Below are 13,916 nucleotides of genomic sequence, written 5' to 3' on the forward strand. Positions count from 1 at the left end.
CATGCCCGAAGGCGACACGGTTTACCGCACCGCCACCAAGCTGCGTGAGGCGCTGCAAGGCAAGGAACTGACCCGCTGCGACGTTCGGGTGCCGAAGTTCGCGACGGTCGACCTGACGGGCTGTGTCGTCGACGAGGTGCGCAGCCGCGGCAAGCACCTGTTCATCCGCGTCGGCGACGCCAGCATCCATTCGCACCTCAAGATGGAAGGCGCCTGGCTGGTCGGCGGCCAGATTCGTCGCGTCCCCGGGCACAAGATTCGGATCCTGCTGCACACCAACGACTCTCGCGTCGCAGGCGTCGACCTCGGTGTGCTGGAGATTCTGGACCGCGAGCACGACATGGAGGCCGTCGCTCATCTCGGGCCGGACCTGCTCGGCGACGACTGGGAACCGCGCGTCGCCAGGGCCAATCTCGTCAAGGATCCGGACCGGCCACTGGGCGAGGCGTTGTTGGATCAACGGGTGATGGCCGGTGTCGGCAACGTCTACGCCAACGAACTGTGCTTCGTCACCGGTTACCTGCCCACCACCCCGGTAAGCGAGGTCAAGGACCCGCTGCGGATGGTGCAACGGGCCCGAGACATGCTGTGGTTGAACAGGTCCCGCGTCAACCGCACCACGACCGGCGACACCCGCGGCGGCCGCGACCTGTGGGTCTACGGCCGTCGTGGTCGGCCGTGTCGGCGGTGCGGCACGCCGATCGACTCCGACAGCAGCGCTGACCGCGTCTCGTACTGGTGCCCGGTCTGCCAGACCTGAGCCGCCAGACACCGCGCCGAGACTACGGTTTGTGACGGATTCCGGCCGCTTTTCATCAGAAACCGTAGTCTCGCGGCACTGGGGAGCGTTACGGCAGCGCCAACCGGACGATCTTGCGGACCACCGTTGCGAACTGCCGCGGTAGCGACCCCTTGTTGTAGGGAATGCCGTAGCGCTCGCAGATGTCTTTGACCTCCGCGGAGATCTCGGCAAGGCGGTGCGCCGGGATGTCGGGGAACAGATGGTGCTCGATCTGGAACGACAGGTTGCCGCTCAGGATGTGAAACAGCTTGCCCCCGGTCAGGTTTGCCGACCCGAGGACCTGTCGGAAGTACCACTGCCCGCGGGTCTCGGCCTTGGTCTCCTCGATCGTGAACTCCTGGACGTCATCGGGAAAGTGGCCGCAGAAGATGATCATGTAGGACCAGACGTTGCGGATTAGGTTCGCGGTGAGATTGCCCGCGAAGACCCACGGCGCGAACGGCCCGGCCAGCAGTGGGAAGGCGACGTAGTCCTTGAGCGTCTGGCGTTTGGTCTTGCGCCAGATGCCCTCGAGGATCTCGCGCTTGTCGGAGATGGTGATCTCACCGGCGCGGATGCGTTCGGTCTCCAGTTCGTGCAGTGCGACGCCGTACTGGAACAACACCATCAGCAGGAAGGCATAGACGGGGTTGCCGAGGAAGTACGGCGTCCACTTCTGGTCGTTGCTCATCCGCAGGATGCCGTAGCCGACATCGCGGTCCATGCCGACGATGTTGGTGTAGGTGTGATGCATGTAGTTGTGCGAGTGCCGCCACTGCTCGCCCGGGCAGGCGGTGTCCCACTCGAATCCCCTGCTGGATATTGCCGGGTCGCCCATCCAGTCGTACTGGCCGTGCATGACGTTGTGGCCGATCTCCATGTTGTCGAGGATCTTCGACAGGCCCAGCATCGCGGTGCCTGCCAGCCAGAACGGTGGAAACACACCGCCGAACAGCAGGGCGCGGCCGCCGAGCTCGAAACCACGCTGCGCCTTGATGACTCGGCGGATATAGGTGGCGTCGCGCTCGCCGAGGTCGGCGATGACCCGGTCTTTGAGCGCGTCGAGTTCGCGGCCGAACGCCTCGGCCTGTTCTGGCGTCAGACTGACCGTCTTGCCTGCGACGGTCTTCTCGATGGTGCCCGGTTGCGCGGTGGTCGTGGTGGTGGTCATGGTGTGGCTCCTTCTCGGTCTCAGAGCGCGATGTCGACGTCACCGACGGGCGCGGACACGCACAACTGCACGTCCTCCTCGTCGGCGCTCGACACCGCACCAGTGATCAGGTTCTTGACTGCGCCGCGGGTCTTGCGACGAGTACAGCTGTGGCAGATGCCCATTCGGCATCCGCTCTCGGGATTGAGTCCGGCCGCTTCGGCCTGCTCCAGCAGCGGGCGCCCGTCGTCGGCCACTGCGACGCTGCTGGCGGTGAAGGCGACCAGGCCGCCGGACGCCTCGGCCGACGCCAACTTCGGCGGCACGAAGCTCTCCGAGGTGACGTTCGGGCAGTGCGCCCGCACGGCGTCCACGAGTTCTGGCGGACCGCACACGAACACCGCGTCGGGGTCGGGCATGGCGGCCGCCAGATGGGCGGGGCCGAACCGGCCGTCGAGATCAGACCCGGCCGTCTCGCGGGTGTAGCCGTGCAGGACCCGCACGTCACGCATCGCGTCGAGTTCGGCGCGATAGCACGCCTCCTGAGCTGACCGTGCGTAGTGGACGAACGCCAGCTCGCCATCGAAGCGCGCCGCGCGCAGTGTCCGCAGCATCGACATGACCGGGGTGATGCCGCTGCCGCCCGACACGAACAGGATGCGGCGCGGCCGGGTGCCGGACGGGCCGCCCGGGAGAGTGAAGTCGCCCCCGACCGAGTCGAGTCCGACGACCATGCCGGGTCGGGCGTGCTCGTTGAGGTGAGTCGAGACCAGGCCGCCGTCGTGACGACCGATGGTCAGCTCGAGGTAGGCAGCGCCCTCGGGGTTGGCCGGCGAGTACGGGCGGGTGCGACGGCGGCCGTCGATCTCGACCGTGAGGTTGATGTGCTGACCGGCGCGATGACCGGTGAACGCCTGATTCGGCTTGAGGGTCAGGGTGACGCTTCGCGGCGTCTCGCGGCGCACTGCGACCACCTCGGCACGGGCATCCGCCCGGGTCCAGGTCGGGGCGACAAGCTCGGTGTATCGGTCCACGCCATGCGGGCCGGTGAGCAGGTCGGCCAGCGGCGACCGCAGCGCCCTGCCCCACAGCCCCTGCGTCAATGTTTGAGTAAACATATGTACACCTTGCGTGCTCGATGGGTCATCCGTCAATGATTTCCGCGCTGGTTGTGGTACCTTTCACATAGTGAACGGTCGTACGCCTAGCTCACGAACGAGCCGGTCGAACCGATCGGGTAAGTCCCGCTCCCGCGATTCAGCGACGTTGACGCGTGAAGAGCGCAAGGAAGCCACCCGCCGCGCGATCGTCGCTGCGGCGCTCAAGTTGCTCGAGGACCGCAGCTTCTCCGCGCTGAGCCTGCGCGAAGTCACCCGCGAGGCGGGCATCGTGCCCGCGGCGTTCTACCGGCACTTCGAGTCGATGGAAGCCCTCGGGCTGGTCCTCATCGACGAGTCGTTCCGCAGCCTCAGAGAAATGCTGCGCGGGGCGCGGGCGGGCAAACTCGACCCCAAGCGCGTCATCGAGTCGAGCGTCGACATCCTCATCGACGGGGTGAACCAGCGACGCGAGCACTGGCGGTTCATCGGTCGCGAACGCAACAGCGGAGTCACCGTGCTGAGGTACGCGATCCGCACCGAGATCCGGCTGATCACCTCGGAGTTGGCGATCGACCTGGCGCGCTTTCCCGGCCTGAACACCTGGAGCAGTGAGGACCTCAACATCCTGGCCAGCCTGTTCGTCAACGCGATGATCGTGATCGCCGAGGCCATCGAGGACGCCCACGACCCGGCCGCGCTCGACGAGATCAAACGGGTGGCCGTCAAACAACTGCGAATGATCGCGGTCGGCGTCGCGGGCTGGCGCAGCAGCGTCTGAGGGCGGCCACGCTTTAGCGTGTGGGCATGCCGAATCTGGAACTGAACCACCCTCGTCCCGACATCGCCGTGCTGACACTGAACCGGCCCGAGAAGCTCAACGCGCTGTCCTACGACCTCGTCGAGGACCTGCACGCAACCCTCGAACGGATCGGCGCGGACAACGACTGCCGGGTCGTCGTCCTCACCGGGGCCGGGCGCGGTTTCTGCTCCGGCCTGGACCTGACCGACCCGAACCCCGACAAGGCCGGCGCAGGAACGGAGTTTCCGCGGTCGGGCATGCGGTGGCAGGAGCGCATCGCCGATCTGACCGCGCGGATCCACCGGCTGCGCCAACCCGTGATCGCCGCGGTCAACGGTGTGGCGTACGGCGGCGGGATGGGGATCGCGCTGGCCTGCGACATCCGCATCGCCGCCGAATCCGCCCGGTTCTGCACGCAGTTCATCAAACTCGGCCTGGGTGGCTGCGACATCGGGGTCAGCTACACGCTGCCGCGGATCATCGGCGCCGGCCCCGCGTTCGACCTCATTCTCACCGCGCGGGCGGTCGACGCAGCCGAAGCGCTGCGGCTCGGCCTGGTGTCGCGGCTGTCGACCGACGGATCGGTCGTCGAGGACGCCATCGCGATCGCCGAAACGCTCTGCGAGTACGGCAAGTTCGGAGTCGAGTCCACCAAGCAGGTGCTGTGGGCGAACCTCGAGGCGTCGAGCCTGGAAGCGGCGCTGCACCTGGAGAACCGCAGCCAGATCCTGTCCTCGACCAGCGGCGAGATGCGCGAAGCTAGCGAGGCGTTCCGCCACCGTCCACGATGACGACCGTGCCCGTGATGTAGCTGCCCGCGTCGGAGGCCAACAGCAGTGCGGTGCCGACCATCTCGTCCGGTGAGGCCAGACGCTTGAGCAAGGTGCTGCGGGCCATCCCGTCGATAGCCTCTTGCGGGTTGTTGCGCATCATGTCGGTGTCGACGGGCCCGGGCGCGATCGCGTTGACCCGGATACCCGACGGTGCGAACTCGGCGGCCATCGACCGGGTGAACGACATCAACGCCGCCTTGTTGGAGGAGTAGATCGAGGTCATCGCCGAGAAGTTGAACGCGCCCACCGAAACCATGTTGATCACAGAGGCTTTCGTGCTGGCCTTCAGATAGGGCAACGCCGCCTGCACGAGAAACACCGGACCGCGGAGGTTGACCTCGTAGGACTTCGTCAACGCCTCGGCGGTCATCTCGCCGAGTGGCTCCGCCAGGGCATTCGCGGCGTTGTTGACCACCACGTCGATGCCGCCGTACTCGTCGACGGTCCGCGCTACGAGCGCCTCGAGGCCGTCGATGTCGCCGAGGTGGGTCGGCACACCGATGGCCTGGCCGCCGAGCCCGCGTAGATGCTGCGCGGCCTGCTCGCAGGCGTCGGGCTTGCGGCTGGCCACCACGACACGGGCGCCCGCGAGCGCGAAACCCTCGGCGAGCGCGAGGCCGATGCCCCTGGTCCCGCCCGTGACGATCACGGTGCGGTCGGTCATGTCGAAGAGACGGTCGAATGAAGTGCGGTCCACGGCCGTCAGTCAATCAGAGCGCCGAGGAGAACCCGCCGTCAGATACAACCGCCGACGCTGATCCGTCGCCCGACGTTCGCGCACACATTGACGTTGGGCGCCGGCGGGACATACACCGGCGGGGGCGGCGGGGGCGGCGGTGGAGGCGGAGGCGGCGCACCGGGCGGAGGCGGTGGCGGCGGCGGAGGTGGCGGCGGTGGCAACTCGTTGAGATACGAGAGCGGATCAGCACACCCGGTGACGTCGACGAACCTGCCGCCGACGGAACCGCAGAGTGTCGCCTCGGCGGACGGCGGGCTGACGTTCACCAGGCCACCTGCGAAAAGGGCCGCGGCCGCGCACAGCCATACCTTGCGCACATCTCCTCCTTCAGGCAACGCGCCGAGAGGCCATCACCGACCCGATTGTGTCAGCCGCCGAGTCCGCCCGGGGCCGAACGAGCGGGATCGACAAAGCGGCCGTAACGAACCGGCTCGGCGCATCGATGTCCTGTGCGATGCCTGAACCATCACGACCTGTACGGTGGCCGCATCCGCCGCCGAACGGATGCTTTGACCAGCTGCTGAGCCCGTCTACTCGACGTTTGCTATCAACCGGCGTGCGGACCCGTCACCGAGCCGTATCATTGCTGCCGAGCAAGGCGGCGCATCGGTGAGCCGGCTCTGTCCGCGGGTGGCCTTCGACATAACGAGATGCTAGGCTCGGCGCGCATCCTGACTTCGCAGGTCCGCTGTGTCACAACAGCAATCGTGCATCCAAGCGATCTCGACCCATGTCTGTGTCAGCTCGCGGTCGCGTGAACACTCACGTTCGCCCAGCGCGCTGATGCGAAGTGTAGGGAAACACGTGATTCTTCCATGGTTCACCGCCCACTAGGTTTGCCACGGGGGAACGGTGCACTGCACCACAACCGCATTTCGTCAATGGGTTTCCAGCAGGGGGGACTAGTCGTGGCCGCGAACACAGAGCCGTCGACCAAACGGCACCGCGTGCGCAAGGCGCTGCGCCGGATGGCCGCCGTGCCCGTCGCCCTGGTGGCGGGCATCGCGATCTTGAGTGCGCCGGCCAACGCGGCCGAGGCATGGCAGCGGCAGAGCCCGGCCCTGTCGACTCCCTGGTCGCATCTGGTCGGACCGAACAACGCGCTGCCGGAGTACCCCCGGCCGCAGATGGCGCGGGCACGTTGGCTGAACCTCAACGGCGTGTGGGCGTACACCGGGCGGTCCGGCGACACGGCGGTGACCACACCTCCCTCGGCCGACGACTACGACGAGAAAATCCTGGTGCCCTACCCGACGGAGTCGGCGCTGTCCGGGGTCAAGCGGCACGACGATCAGATGTGGTACCGGAAGGTCTTCGAAGTGCCGGGCACCTGGCGGGGGCAGCGCGTGCTGCTGCACTTCGGCGCGGTCGATCAGACCGCCACCGTCTGGGTGAACAACCGGCGCGTGGCCCATCACGAGGGCGGTTTCGCCGCGTTCAGCGCGGACATCACCGATGCGCTGAAATGGGCCGGGACGCAGGAGATCGTCGTGCGCGCCGAGGACCGCAATGAAGACGGCCCGTTCGCCGTCGGCAAGCAGCGCAACGATCCCGAAGGTCTGTTCTACACCGGCGCGTCGGGCATCTGGCAGACCGTGTGGATGGAACCGGTACGTGCCGCGCACATCGAAAAGCTCGACATCACACCGGATTTGACCGGCTTCACCGTCACACCGCGAGTTTCCGGAACAACCGATGAGCAGGCCGAGGTGATCGTGTCCGCCGCGGACGGTGCAACACTGACCCGCTCGTCGGCCGAACCCGGTGAGCCGGTGCGGGTGCGGGTGCCAGAACCGCGCTTGTGGACGCCCGACGACCCTTACCTGTACGACCTGGAGGTCCGGCTGGTCAGCCCGACGGGAAAGGTCGTCGACGAGGTCGCCAGCTACGGTGGCCTGCGCACGATCAGCACAGTGCGCGATCCGCAGGGCCGACCGCGAATCGCGTTGAACAACAAGATCACTTTCCTGCATGGGCCGCTGGATCAGGGCTATTGGCCCGACGGCATCTACACCGCGCCCACCGACGACGCGCTGAAGTTCGACCTCGAGCGCACCAAGGCTCTCGGCATGAACTTCGTGCGTAAGCACGCCAAGGTCGAACCGGCGCGCTGGTACCACTGGGCGGACAAACTCGGCCTGCTGGTGTGGCAGGACATGCCGTCGCTGAACGTGTCCCTCGACGTTCCGGTCGGCCCGGCGCCGGATCCGTCGCCGGAGGCGAAAGCCAACTTCGAACGCGAGCTCGTCGCGATGATCGACCAGTTGCGCAGCGTCACCTCGATCGTCGGCTGGGTTACGTTCAACGAGGGCTGGGGCGAGTTCGACACCGCCAGAATCGCCCACGTGGCCAAGACCGCGGACCCCACGCGGATGGTCAACGCCAACAGCGGGGTGAACTGCTGTAAGTCCCGATCCGACAGCAGGGCCGGCGACGTCTACGACGACCACACCTATGTCGGGCCGGGCCGCCCGGTCCTGCACGACAATCCGGCGACCCCACGCGACGAGCGAACGATGCTCGGCGATCGTCCGGTGCCGCTCGAACACCGGGTTGTGGTCGACGGTGAGTACGGCGGCCTCGGGTTGGTGCCCGACGGCAACCGCTGGCCGGGCAAGCCGCAGGCCTACGAAATGGCCGACAGCCGAGCACGTTTGACCCAGCGCTACGTCGAGGTGAGCCGCGACCTCGAAGAGGCGGTCCGCAGGGGTGGTCTGTCCGGCGCGATCTACACCCAGACCACCGATGTCGAGAACGAGGTCAACGGCTTCATGACCTATGACCGGTGGTTGGTGAAGATGACGCTGCGAACGGTCGCCGAACGCAACCGCGCGGTGATCGCGGCGGGCGCACAGGTCGCGCCCCCAGACCCGCGGCGCTGAGTCACAGCGCGCGACGGCTGGTGAACTCGTATGATCGCCCGATCCCCGGATGCACGAACTCGATGCTGTGTGCGAGCAGCTGCAATGGCCGCGAGAAGTCGTCGGGCGCAACGTCGATCACTGCTGGATACAGCGGGTCGTTGATGATCGGGATTCCCAGCGACGCCATGTGTACTCGTAGCTGATGCGTCCGTCCGGTACGCGGGGTCAGTCGATACAGCCCGGCGCCAAGGCGCTCGACGTATGTTTCGGCGTTCGGCTCGCCCGACTCTTCGGCTGCCTGTAATTGCCCACGCCGCTTGATGATCCGACTGTGCACTGTCACGGGAGAGTCAACACCCGGATCCGCGTCCGCCCGCGCCAGATATGTCTTGCGCACCTCGCCGCGGGCGAACATCGTCTGATACGCCCCCCGCGCCTCGCGCCGCGTCGTGAACAGCAACACGCCCGCCGTCAACCGGTCCAACCGATGCGCGGGCGACAACTCCGGCAGGTCGAGTTCTCGCCGCAACCGCACCAGCGCCGTCTGCGCCACATGGCGACCGCGCGGCATCGTCGCCAGGAAATGTGGCTTGTCGACCACCACGATGTCGTCGTCGCGATACAGCACCGGGATGTCGAACGACACCGGCACCTCGTCGCGCAACTCCCGATACAGGTATACCGACGCACCCGGCGGCAGCACCGTACCCGCCGTGACGACGTCGCCGGCAGCCGTAACGACCTCGCCTGCAAGGACTTTGGTCGCGGCTGCCTCGCCGAACCGAGACGCCAATTCGACCAGCACCGCCCCGCCGCGCAGTCGCACCCGCGCCGGCCCCAGGCCGTCACGCACCGGCAACGGCGCCGGGCGCCTCACGGCTCGCACCTCAATTCAGCGGGACCGGTTCGAGGATCTCCGCGCGCGCCTCCGGCGCTGCCGCCCGCAACGCGTCGGCCGACTCGTCGTCGGGTTCCTGCTGTGAGCGGACCTCCGCCTCGACCCGCGCCTGATACGTCGCCACTTCGCGGTCGACGTCCTCGGCGCTCCAACCCAGCACCGGCGCAACGACTTCGGCGACCTCGCGGGCGCAGTCCACTCCGCGGTGCGGATACTCGATCGAGATTCTCATCCGCCGCGCCAGGATGTCCTCCAGATGCAGCGCACCCTCGGCTGCGGCGGCGTACCACGCCTCGACCTTGAGGTACACCGGCGCTTCGGTGATCGGCGTCAGCAACTCCGGTCGACCCACCGCCATCTGCAGTACCTCGCCGATCAGCGAGCCGTACCGGTCCAGCAGGTGACGCACCCGGTACGGGTGTAGATCGTAATGCGCGCCGACGCTTTCCGTCTGGTTGATCAGCGCGAAGTATCCGTCGGCGCCCATCAACGGCACCTTCTCGGTGATCGACCGCGCCACACGCGCCGGAATGTATTCCGCAGCAGCGTCGACCGCGTCCTCGCCCATCACTCGGTACGTCGTGTACTTTCCGCCGGCGATCGCCACCAGGCCGGGCGCGGGCACCGCGACGGCATGTTCGCGCGAGAGCTTGGACGTCTCCTCGCTCTCCCCTGCCAGCAGCGGCCGCAACCCGGCGTAGACGCCGTCGATGTCGTTATGCGTCAGCGGCGTCGCGAGCACCTTGTTGACGTTCTCGAGGATGTAGTCGATGTCGACCTTGGTCGCCGCAGGGTGTGCCAGGTCGAGGTTCCAGTCGGTGTCGGTCGTTCCGATGATCCAGTGCGTGCCCCACGGAATGACGAACAGCACCGATTTGTCGGTACGTAGGATGATCGCGACCTCGCTGACGATCCGGTCGCGGGGCACCACGATGTGCACGCCCTTGGAGGCCCGCACCCGAAACCGCCCGCGCTGCTTCGACAATGCCTGGATCTCATCGGTCCAGACGCCGGTGGCGTTGACCACGACGTGCCCGTGCACCTCGGTCACCGCACCGTTCTCGGAATCGCGGACCTCCACGCCGGTGACGCGGTCGCCTTCCCGGAGCAATGCCACCACCTGCGTCGAGGTCCGCACCACCGCCCCGTAGTGCGCGGCCGTGCGGGCCACGGTCATGGTGTGGCGCGCGTCGTCGACCACGGTGTCGTAGTAGCGGATTCCACCGATCAGCGACGACCGCTTGAGTCCCGGCGCCAGCCGGAGCGCTCCGGACTTCGTCAGATGCTTCTGCGCCGGAACGGATTTCGCACCACCCAACTGGTCGTAGAGGAAGATCCCCGCCGCCACGTACGGCCGCTCCCACCACCTGTTGGTCAGTGGAAACAGGAACGGCAGCGGTTTGACCAGATGCGGCGCCAACGTCGTCAGCGACAGTTCCCGCTCGTGCAGCGCCTCGCGCACCAGACCGAACTCCAGCTGCTCCAGATAGCGCAGGCCACCGTGAAACATCTTCGACGACCGGCTCGACGTGCCCGACGCGAAGTCACGGGCCTCGACGAGCGCGACCTTGAGTCCCCGCGTCGCCGCATCCAATGCGGCGCCCGCCCCGACGACGCCCCCGCCGATCACCACGACGTCGAACTGCTCGCTGCCGAGCCGCTCCCAGGCCTCGGCCCGCTGCTCGGGGCCCAGAAGCGTCTGCCCGTTGGCCGGGATCGGATCGCTCACCGGAATGGACTCCTAGTTACTCGTCTAGTTACTCGTCGCCTACGTTCGCCCGTCCCAGGCTACGTGCGATCAGTCGAGATCGTCGTGTGCCATCAACCGCCGACCCGCCTCGGTGATCGAACCCGACAGCGACGGATACACCGAGAACGTCTGCGCCAGATCCTCGACGTCGTTGCCGTTCTGCACCGCTAGAGCGATCGGCATTATCAGCTCCGACGCGATCGGCGCCACCACCACCCCGCCGATCACCACCCCGGTCGCCGGGCGGCAGAAGATCTTGACGAAGCCGCGCCGCAGGCTCGACATCTTGGCCCTGGCGTTGGTGTTCAGCGGCAACGTGATCGTGCGTGCGGCCACCGACCCGTCGTCGATCTTGGATTGGGGCACCCCGACCGCGGCGATCTCAGGCCGGGTGAACACCGCGGCGGCCACGGTGCGCAGCCGGATCGGTTCGAGCCCTTCGCCGAGCACGTGGTACATCGCGATGCGGCCCTGCATGGCGGCCACCGAGGCCAGCAACATCAGCCCGGTGCAGTCCCCCGCGGCGTAGATGCCCGGCACGGTGGTCCGGGACACCCGGTCGACCTTCAGATAGTCGCCCGGCCCGAGGTCGATGCCGACCCGCTCGAGGCCGAGACCGGCGGTGTTGGGCACCGAGCCGACCGTCATCAACGCATGGCTGGCCTCGACGCATCGACCGTCGGTCATCCTGACCACGACGCCGTCGTCGGTACGGCTCACCTGCTCGGCGCGGGCGTTCTTGACCAGCGTCACCCCGCGCGACCCCAGCGCGTCCTCCAGCACCGCGGCGGCGTCGGAGTCCTCGTGGGGCAGGATCTGGTCGCGGCTGGCCACCACCGTCACCTTGACCCCGAGCTCGGTGTAGGCGTTGACGAACTCCGCGCCGGTAACACCGGAGCCGACGACCACGAGATGCTCGGGCAGCTCGTCGAGGTCGTAGAGCTGGCGCCAGTTCAGGATGTGTTCGCCGTCGGGTTCGGCGCCGGGCAGCACCCGGGGGCTGGCTCCGGTGGCGATCAGCACGACGTCGGCGTTGATGGTGCTGACCGTGCCGTCGTGCGCGGTGACCTTGACGGTGTGCCTGGCCATGCCCGGCATGTCGTCGACCAGCTCGCCGCGGCCGGCGATCAGCGTCACGCCGTCGTTGCGCAACCGCTCGGCGATGTCGGCGGACTGGGCGGCGGCCAGCCGCTTCACCCGCTCGTTGATCTGCCGCAGCGAGATCTTGGCGTCCTCGAACTCGAGCGCATAACCCAGATCCGGCGCACGGCGCAGTTCGGTGCGCACCCCCGTCGACGCGATGAACGTCTTGGACGGGACGCAGTCCCACAGCACGCACGCCCCACCGATGCCGTCCGAGTCGACGACGGTGACCTCGGCAACTTCGGGTCCGCGCGCCGCGGCGACCAATGCGGCCTCATAGCCGGCGGGCCCGCCGCCGATGATCACGATGCGGGTTGCCACGACCCCAACCTAACGAAGCCGGTGGTTGATCGCGCATCCGATACGCGAACCCTTAGTCTTTCCTGGTGCCGCTCTACGCCGCGTACGGATCGAACATGGATCCGGAGCAGATGTTGCAGCGCGCACCCCATTCCCCGATGGCGGGGACGGGGTGGCTGCACGGCTGGCGTCTGACGTTCGGCGGGGAGGACATCGGCTGGGAGGGCGCGCTCGCCACGGTCGTCGAGGATCCGACGTCGAAGGTGTTCGTCGTGCTCTACGACGTGACCAAGGAGGACGAGGAGAACCTCGACCGCTGGGAAGGCTCGGAGCTGGGTTTTCACAAGAAGATCCGCTGCCGGGTGCACCGCATCTCGTCGGACACCAGTTTCGAGCCGGTGCTGGCCTGGCTGTACGTGGTCGACGCGTGGGAGGGTGGTCTGCCGTCGGCGCGCTATCTCGGCGTGGTGGCCGACGCCGCCGAAGTCGCCGGTGCCCCACCGGAATACGTGCACGACCTACGGACTCGACCGGCGCGCAACATCGGTCCCGGTACGCCGGGCTGAATCTCCGCGAGCGACCGTGTTTGCGCACCGACACGCCGTGGTCCGCGGACATCTTCCGGTCGCTCACGCGGCGCGAGAGTGACGTAGCTGCCTGTCGATGCGAGCGACGAACTCCGACGACCGGTACCGAACATCCTCGAAGACGATCGCGATGACTACCCATCCGACGTCGAGGAGTGCAGCCGTTCGCCTGCGGTCGCGCCGCATCGCCTCGGCGCCGCTGTGCCAATCGATACCGTCGTACTCGACGGCCACCCGGTGGGCGGGCCAGGCGAAATCGACGCGACGAAGCTCCCCGTTTCCGTCGACGATCTCGTATTGCAGCTGCGGAGTCGGCAGACCACCGTCGATCATCGCCAACCGCGCTTCGCTCTCCATCGGCGATTCCGAGCGGGCATCGGCCAGCGTGATCAGGTCACGAACCGCGATGATGCCGCGCCGTCCGGCCTGCTCACATGCGGCACGCCACAGCTCGGTCCGATCGACCGAACCGCTGCGCAGAGCGGCGTCCAACGTGGCCAATGCCCTCGGTCGACGCTGCGTGCGTGCCACCTCCACGGCGGTCCACGCCGGCGCAGTGGCCGGTCTGCCGTTGACGACAGCGAGCGGCGCACGCTCGCGTCGATGGACCTTCAGCCCATCGGTCGACCGCAACCGTGAACCCGGCGGGCTGAGTACGTGGAGATCGGCGGGCTCCTCGGTATCGAAGCCGTACATCGCCGCCGCAGTGTGGAGGCACGCAGCAATCTGGCTGCCGCAGCGAAGATCGAGCCCGCGCAGTCGCGTCGCGTCGTCCGCTTCGCCGAGGCAATAGATACCCGGCCAAAGCCGTTGCAAGGGGCCAGCTTCGAGTGCTGATTCGAAACCACGTCTCGTCATGTGTTGCAGGATCTGGCCGCTCGTGGCGAGTCCGTCCTGCGCATCGAAAACTCGTATCAACTCTGGGTTCACAGCCCGATCGTCAGCGACGAGCAACCACACCGGTAGGCCGTC

13 protein-coding genes are annotated in these 13,916 nt (G+C 67.3%); 5 read left to right on the forward strand and 8 right to left on the reverse strand.

The window, feature by feature from the left end; translation table 11 throughout:
- Window position 1 precedes the first annotated feature (1 nt).
- Window positions 2–760, forward strand: coding sequence for an endonuclease VIII Nei2 (gene nei2 / locus G6N18_RS10430; protein WP_083007382.1), 759 nt, complete (start codon window positions 2–4; stop codon window positions 758–760).
- A gap of 88 nt (window positions 761–848) precedes the next feature.
- Here nei2 and G6N18_RS10435 read toward each other — a convergent pair whose 3' ends face one another.
- Together G6N18_RS10435 and G6N18_RS10440 are read right to left on the reverse strand one after the other, a co-directional pair.
- Window positions 849–1,952, reverse strand: coding sequence for a fatty acid desaturase family protein (locus G6N18_RS10435; RefSeq protein ID WP_067214557.1), 1,104 nt, complete (start codon window positions 1,950–1,952; stop codon window positions 849–851).
- Between the two features lie 20 nt (window positions 1,953–1,972).
- On the reverse strand, window positions 1,973–3,049 hold the full coding sequence (locus tag G6N18_RS10440) for a ferredoxin reductase (RefSeq protein WP_083007379.1): 1,077 nt from the start codon (window positions 3,047–3,049) through the stop codon (window positions 1,973–1,975).
- A 70-nt stretch (window positions 3,050–3,119) separates the two neighbouring features.
- Here G6N18_RS10440 and G6N18_RS10445 point away from each other — a divergent pair, with 70 nt between their 5' ends.
- Together G6N18_RS10445 and G6N18_RS10450 are read left to right on the forward strand one after the other, a co-directional pair.
- On the forward strand, window positions 3,120–3,809 hold the full coding sequence (locus G6N18_RS10445) for a TetR family transcriptional regulator (protein ID WP_067214548.1): 690 nt from the start codon (window positions 3,120–3,122) through the stop codon (window positions 3,807–3,809).
- A 26-nt stretch (window positions 3,810–3,835) separates the two neighbouring features.
- Window positions 3,836–4,621, forward strand: a complete 786-nt coding sequence (locus tag G6N18_RS10450; protein WP_067214694.1) for an enoyl-CoA hydratase/isomerase family protein — start codon at window positions 3,836–3,838, stop codon at window positions 4,619–4,621.
- Here the strand turns inward: G6N18_RS10450 and G6N18_RS10455 are convergent.
- Both G6N18_RS10455 and G6N18_RS10460 read right to left on the reverse strand, forming a co-directional pair.
- Window positions 4,590–5,360 (reverse strand): SDR family NAD(P)-dependent oxidoreductase, encoded by a 771-nt coding sequence (locus G6N18_RS10455; protein WP_067214546.1) that lies wholly within the window; start codon window positions 5,358–5,360, stop codon window positions 4,590–4,592. The two genes, G6N18_RS10450 and G6N18_RS10455, sit on opposite strands and share 32 nt — an antisense overlap.
- Window positions 5,361–5,398: 38 nt before the next feature.
- Window positions 5,399–5,719: an RNA-binding protein gene (locus G6N18_RS10460; RefSeq protein WP_163689859.1), complete on the reverse strand. Its 321-nt coding sequence runs from the start codon at window positions 5,717–5,719 to the stop codon at window positions 5,399–5,401.
- A 651-nt stretch (window positions 5,720–6,370) separates the two neighbouring features.
- Between G6N18_RS10460 and G6N18_RS10465 the strand changes: the two genes are divergently transcribed.
- Complete coding sequence (locus G6N18_RS10465; RefSeq protein ID WP_067225227.1) at window positions 6,371–8,284, forward strand: glycoside hydrolase family 2 protein; 1,914 nt, start codon at window positions 6,371–6,373, stop codon at window positions 8,282–8,284.
- Between the two features lies 1 nt (window position 8,285).
- Here G6N18_RS10465 and G6N18_RS10470 read toward each other — a convergent pair whose 3' ends face one another.
- The 3 genes from G6N18_RS10470 to G6N18_RS10480 form a co-directional block, all read right to left on the reverse strand.
- Complete coding sequence (locus G6N18_RS10470) at window positions 8,286–9,143, reverse strand: pseudouridine synthase (protein WP_109749346.1); 858 nt, start codon at window positions 9,141–9,143, stop codon at window positions 8,286–8,288.
- A 10-nt stretch (window positions 9,144–9,153) separates the two neighbouring features.
- Window positions 9,154–10,893 (reverse strand): glycerol-3-phosphate dehydrogenase/oxidase, encoded by a 1,740-nt coding sequence (locus tag G6N18_RS10475; protein WP_067225216.1) that lies wholly within the window; start codon window positions 10,891–10,893, stop codon window positions 9,154–9,156.
- A 69-nt stretch (window positions 10,894–10,962) separates the two neighbouring features.
- Window positions 10,963–12,378: an NAD(P)H-quinone dehydrogenase gene (locus tag G6N18_RS10480; protein WP_082999769.1), complete on the reverse strand. Its 1,416-nt coding sequence runs from the start codon at window positions 12,376–12,378 to the stop codon at window positions 10,963–10,965.
- Between the two features lie 65 nt (window positions 12,379–12,443).
- Here G6N18_RS10480 and G6N18_RS10485 point away from each other — a divergent pair, with 65 nt between their 5' ends.
- Window positions 12,444–12,923 (forward strand): gamma-glutamylcyclotransferase family protein, encoded by a 480-nt coding sequence (locus G6N18_RS10485; protein ID WP_067225214.1) that lies wholly within the window; start codon window positions 12,444–12,446, stop codon window positions 12,921–12,923.
- A 63-nt stretch (window positions 12,924–12,986) separates the two neighbouring features.
- On the opposite strand, the gene G6N18_RS10490 is transcribed toward G6N18_RS10485, so the two are convergent.
- Window positions 12,987–13,874 (reverse strand): type IV toxin-antitoxin system AbiEi family antitoxin, encoded by an 888-nt coding sequence (locus G6N18_RS10490; RefSeq protein WP_082999994.1) that lies wholly within the window; start codon window positions 13,872–13,874, stop codon window positions 12,987–12,989.
- Between the last annotated feature and the right edge of the window lie 42 nt (window positions 13,875–13,916).

Source organism: Mycolicibacterium celeriflavum (assembly GCF_010731795.1).
Lineage (GTDB): Bacteria > Actinomycetota > Actinomycetes > Mycobacteriales > Mycobacteriaceae > Mycobacterium > Mycobacterium celeriflavum.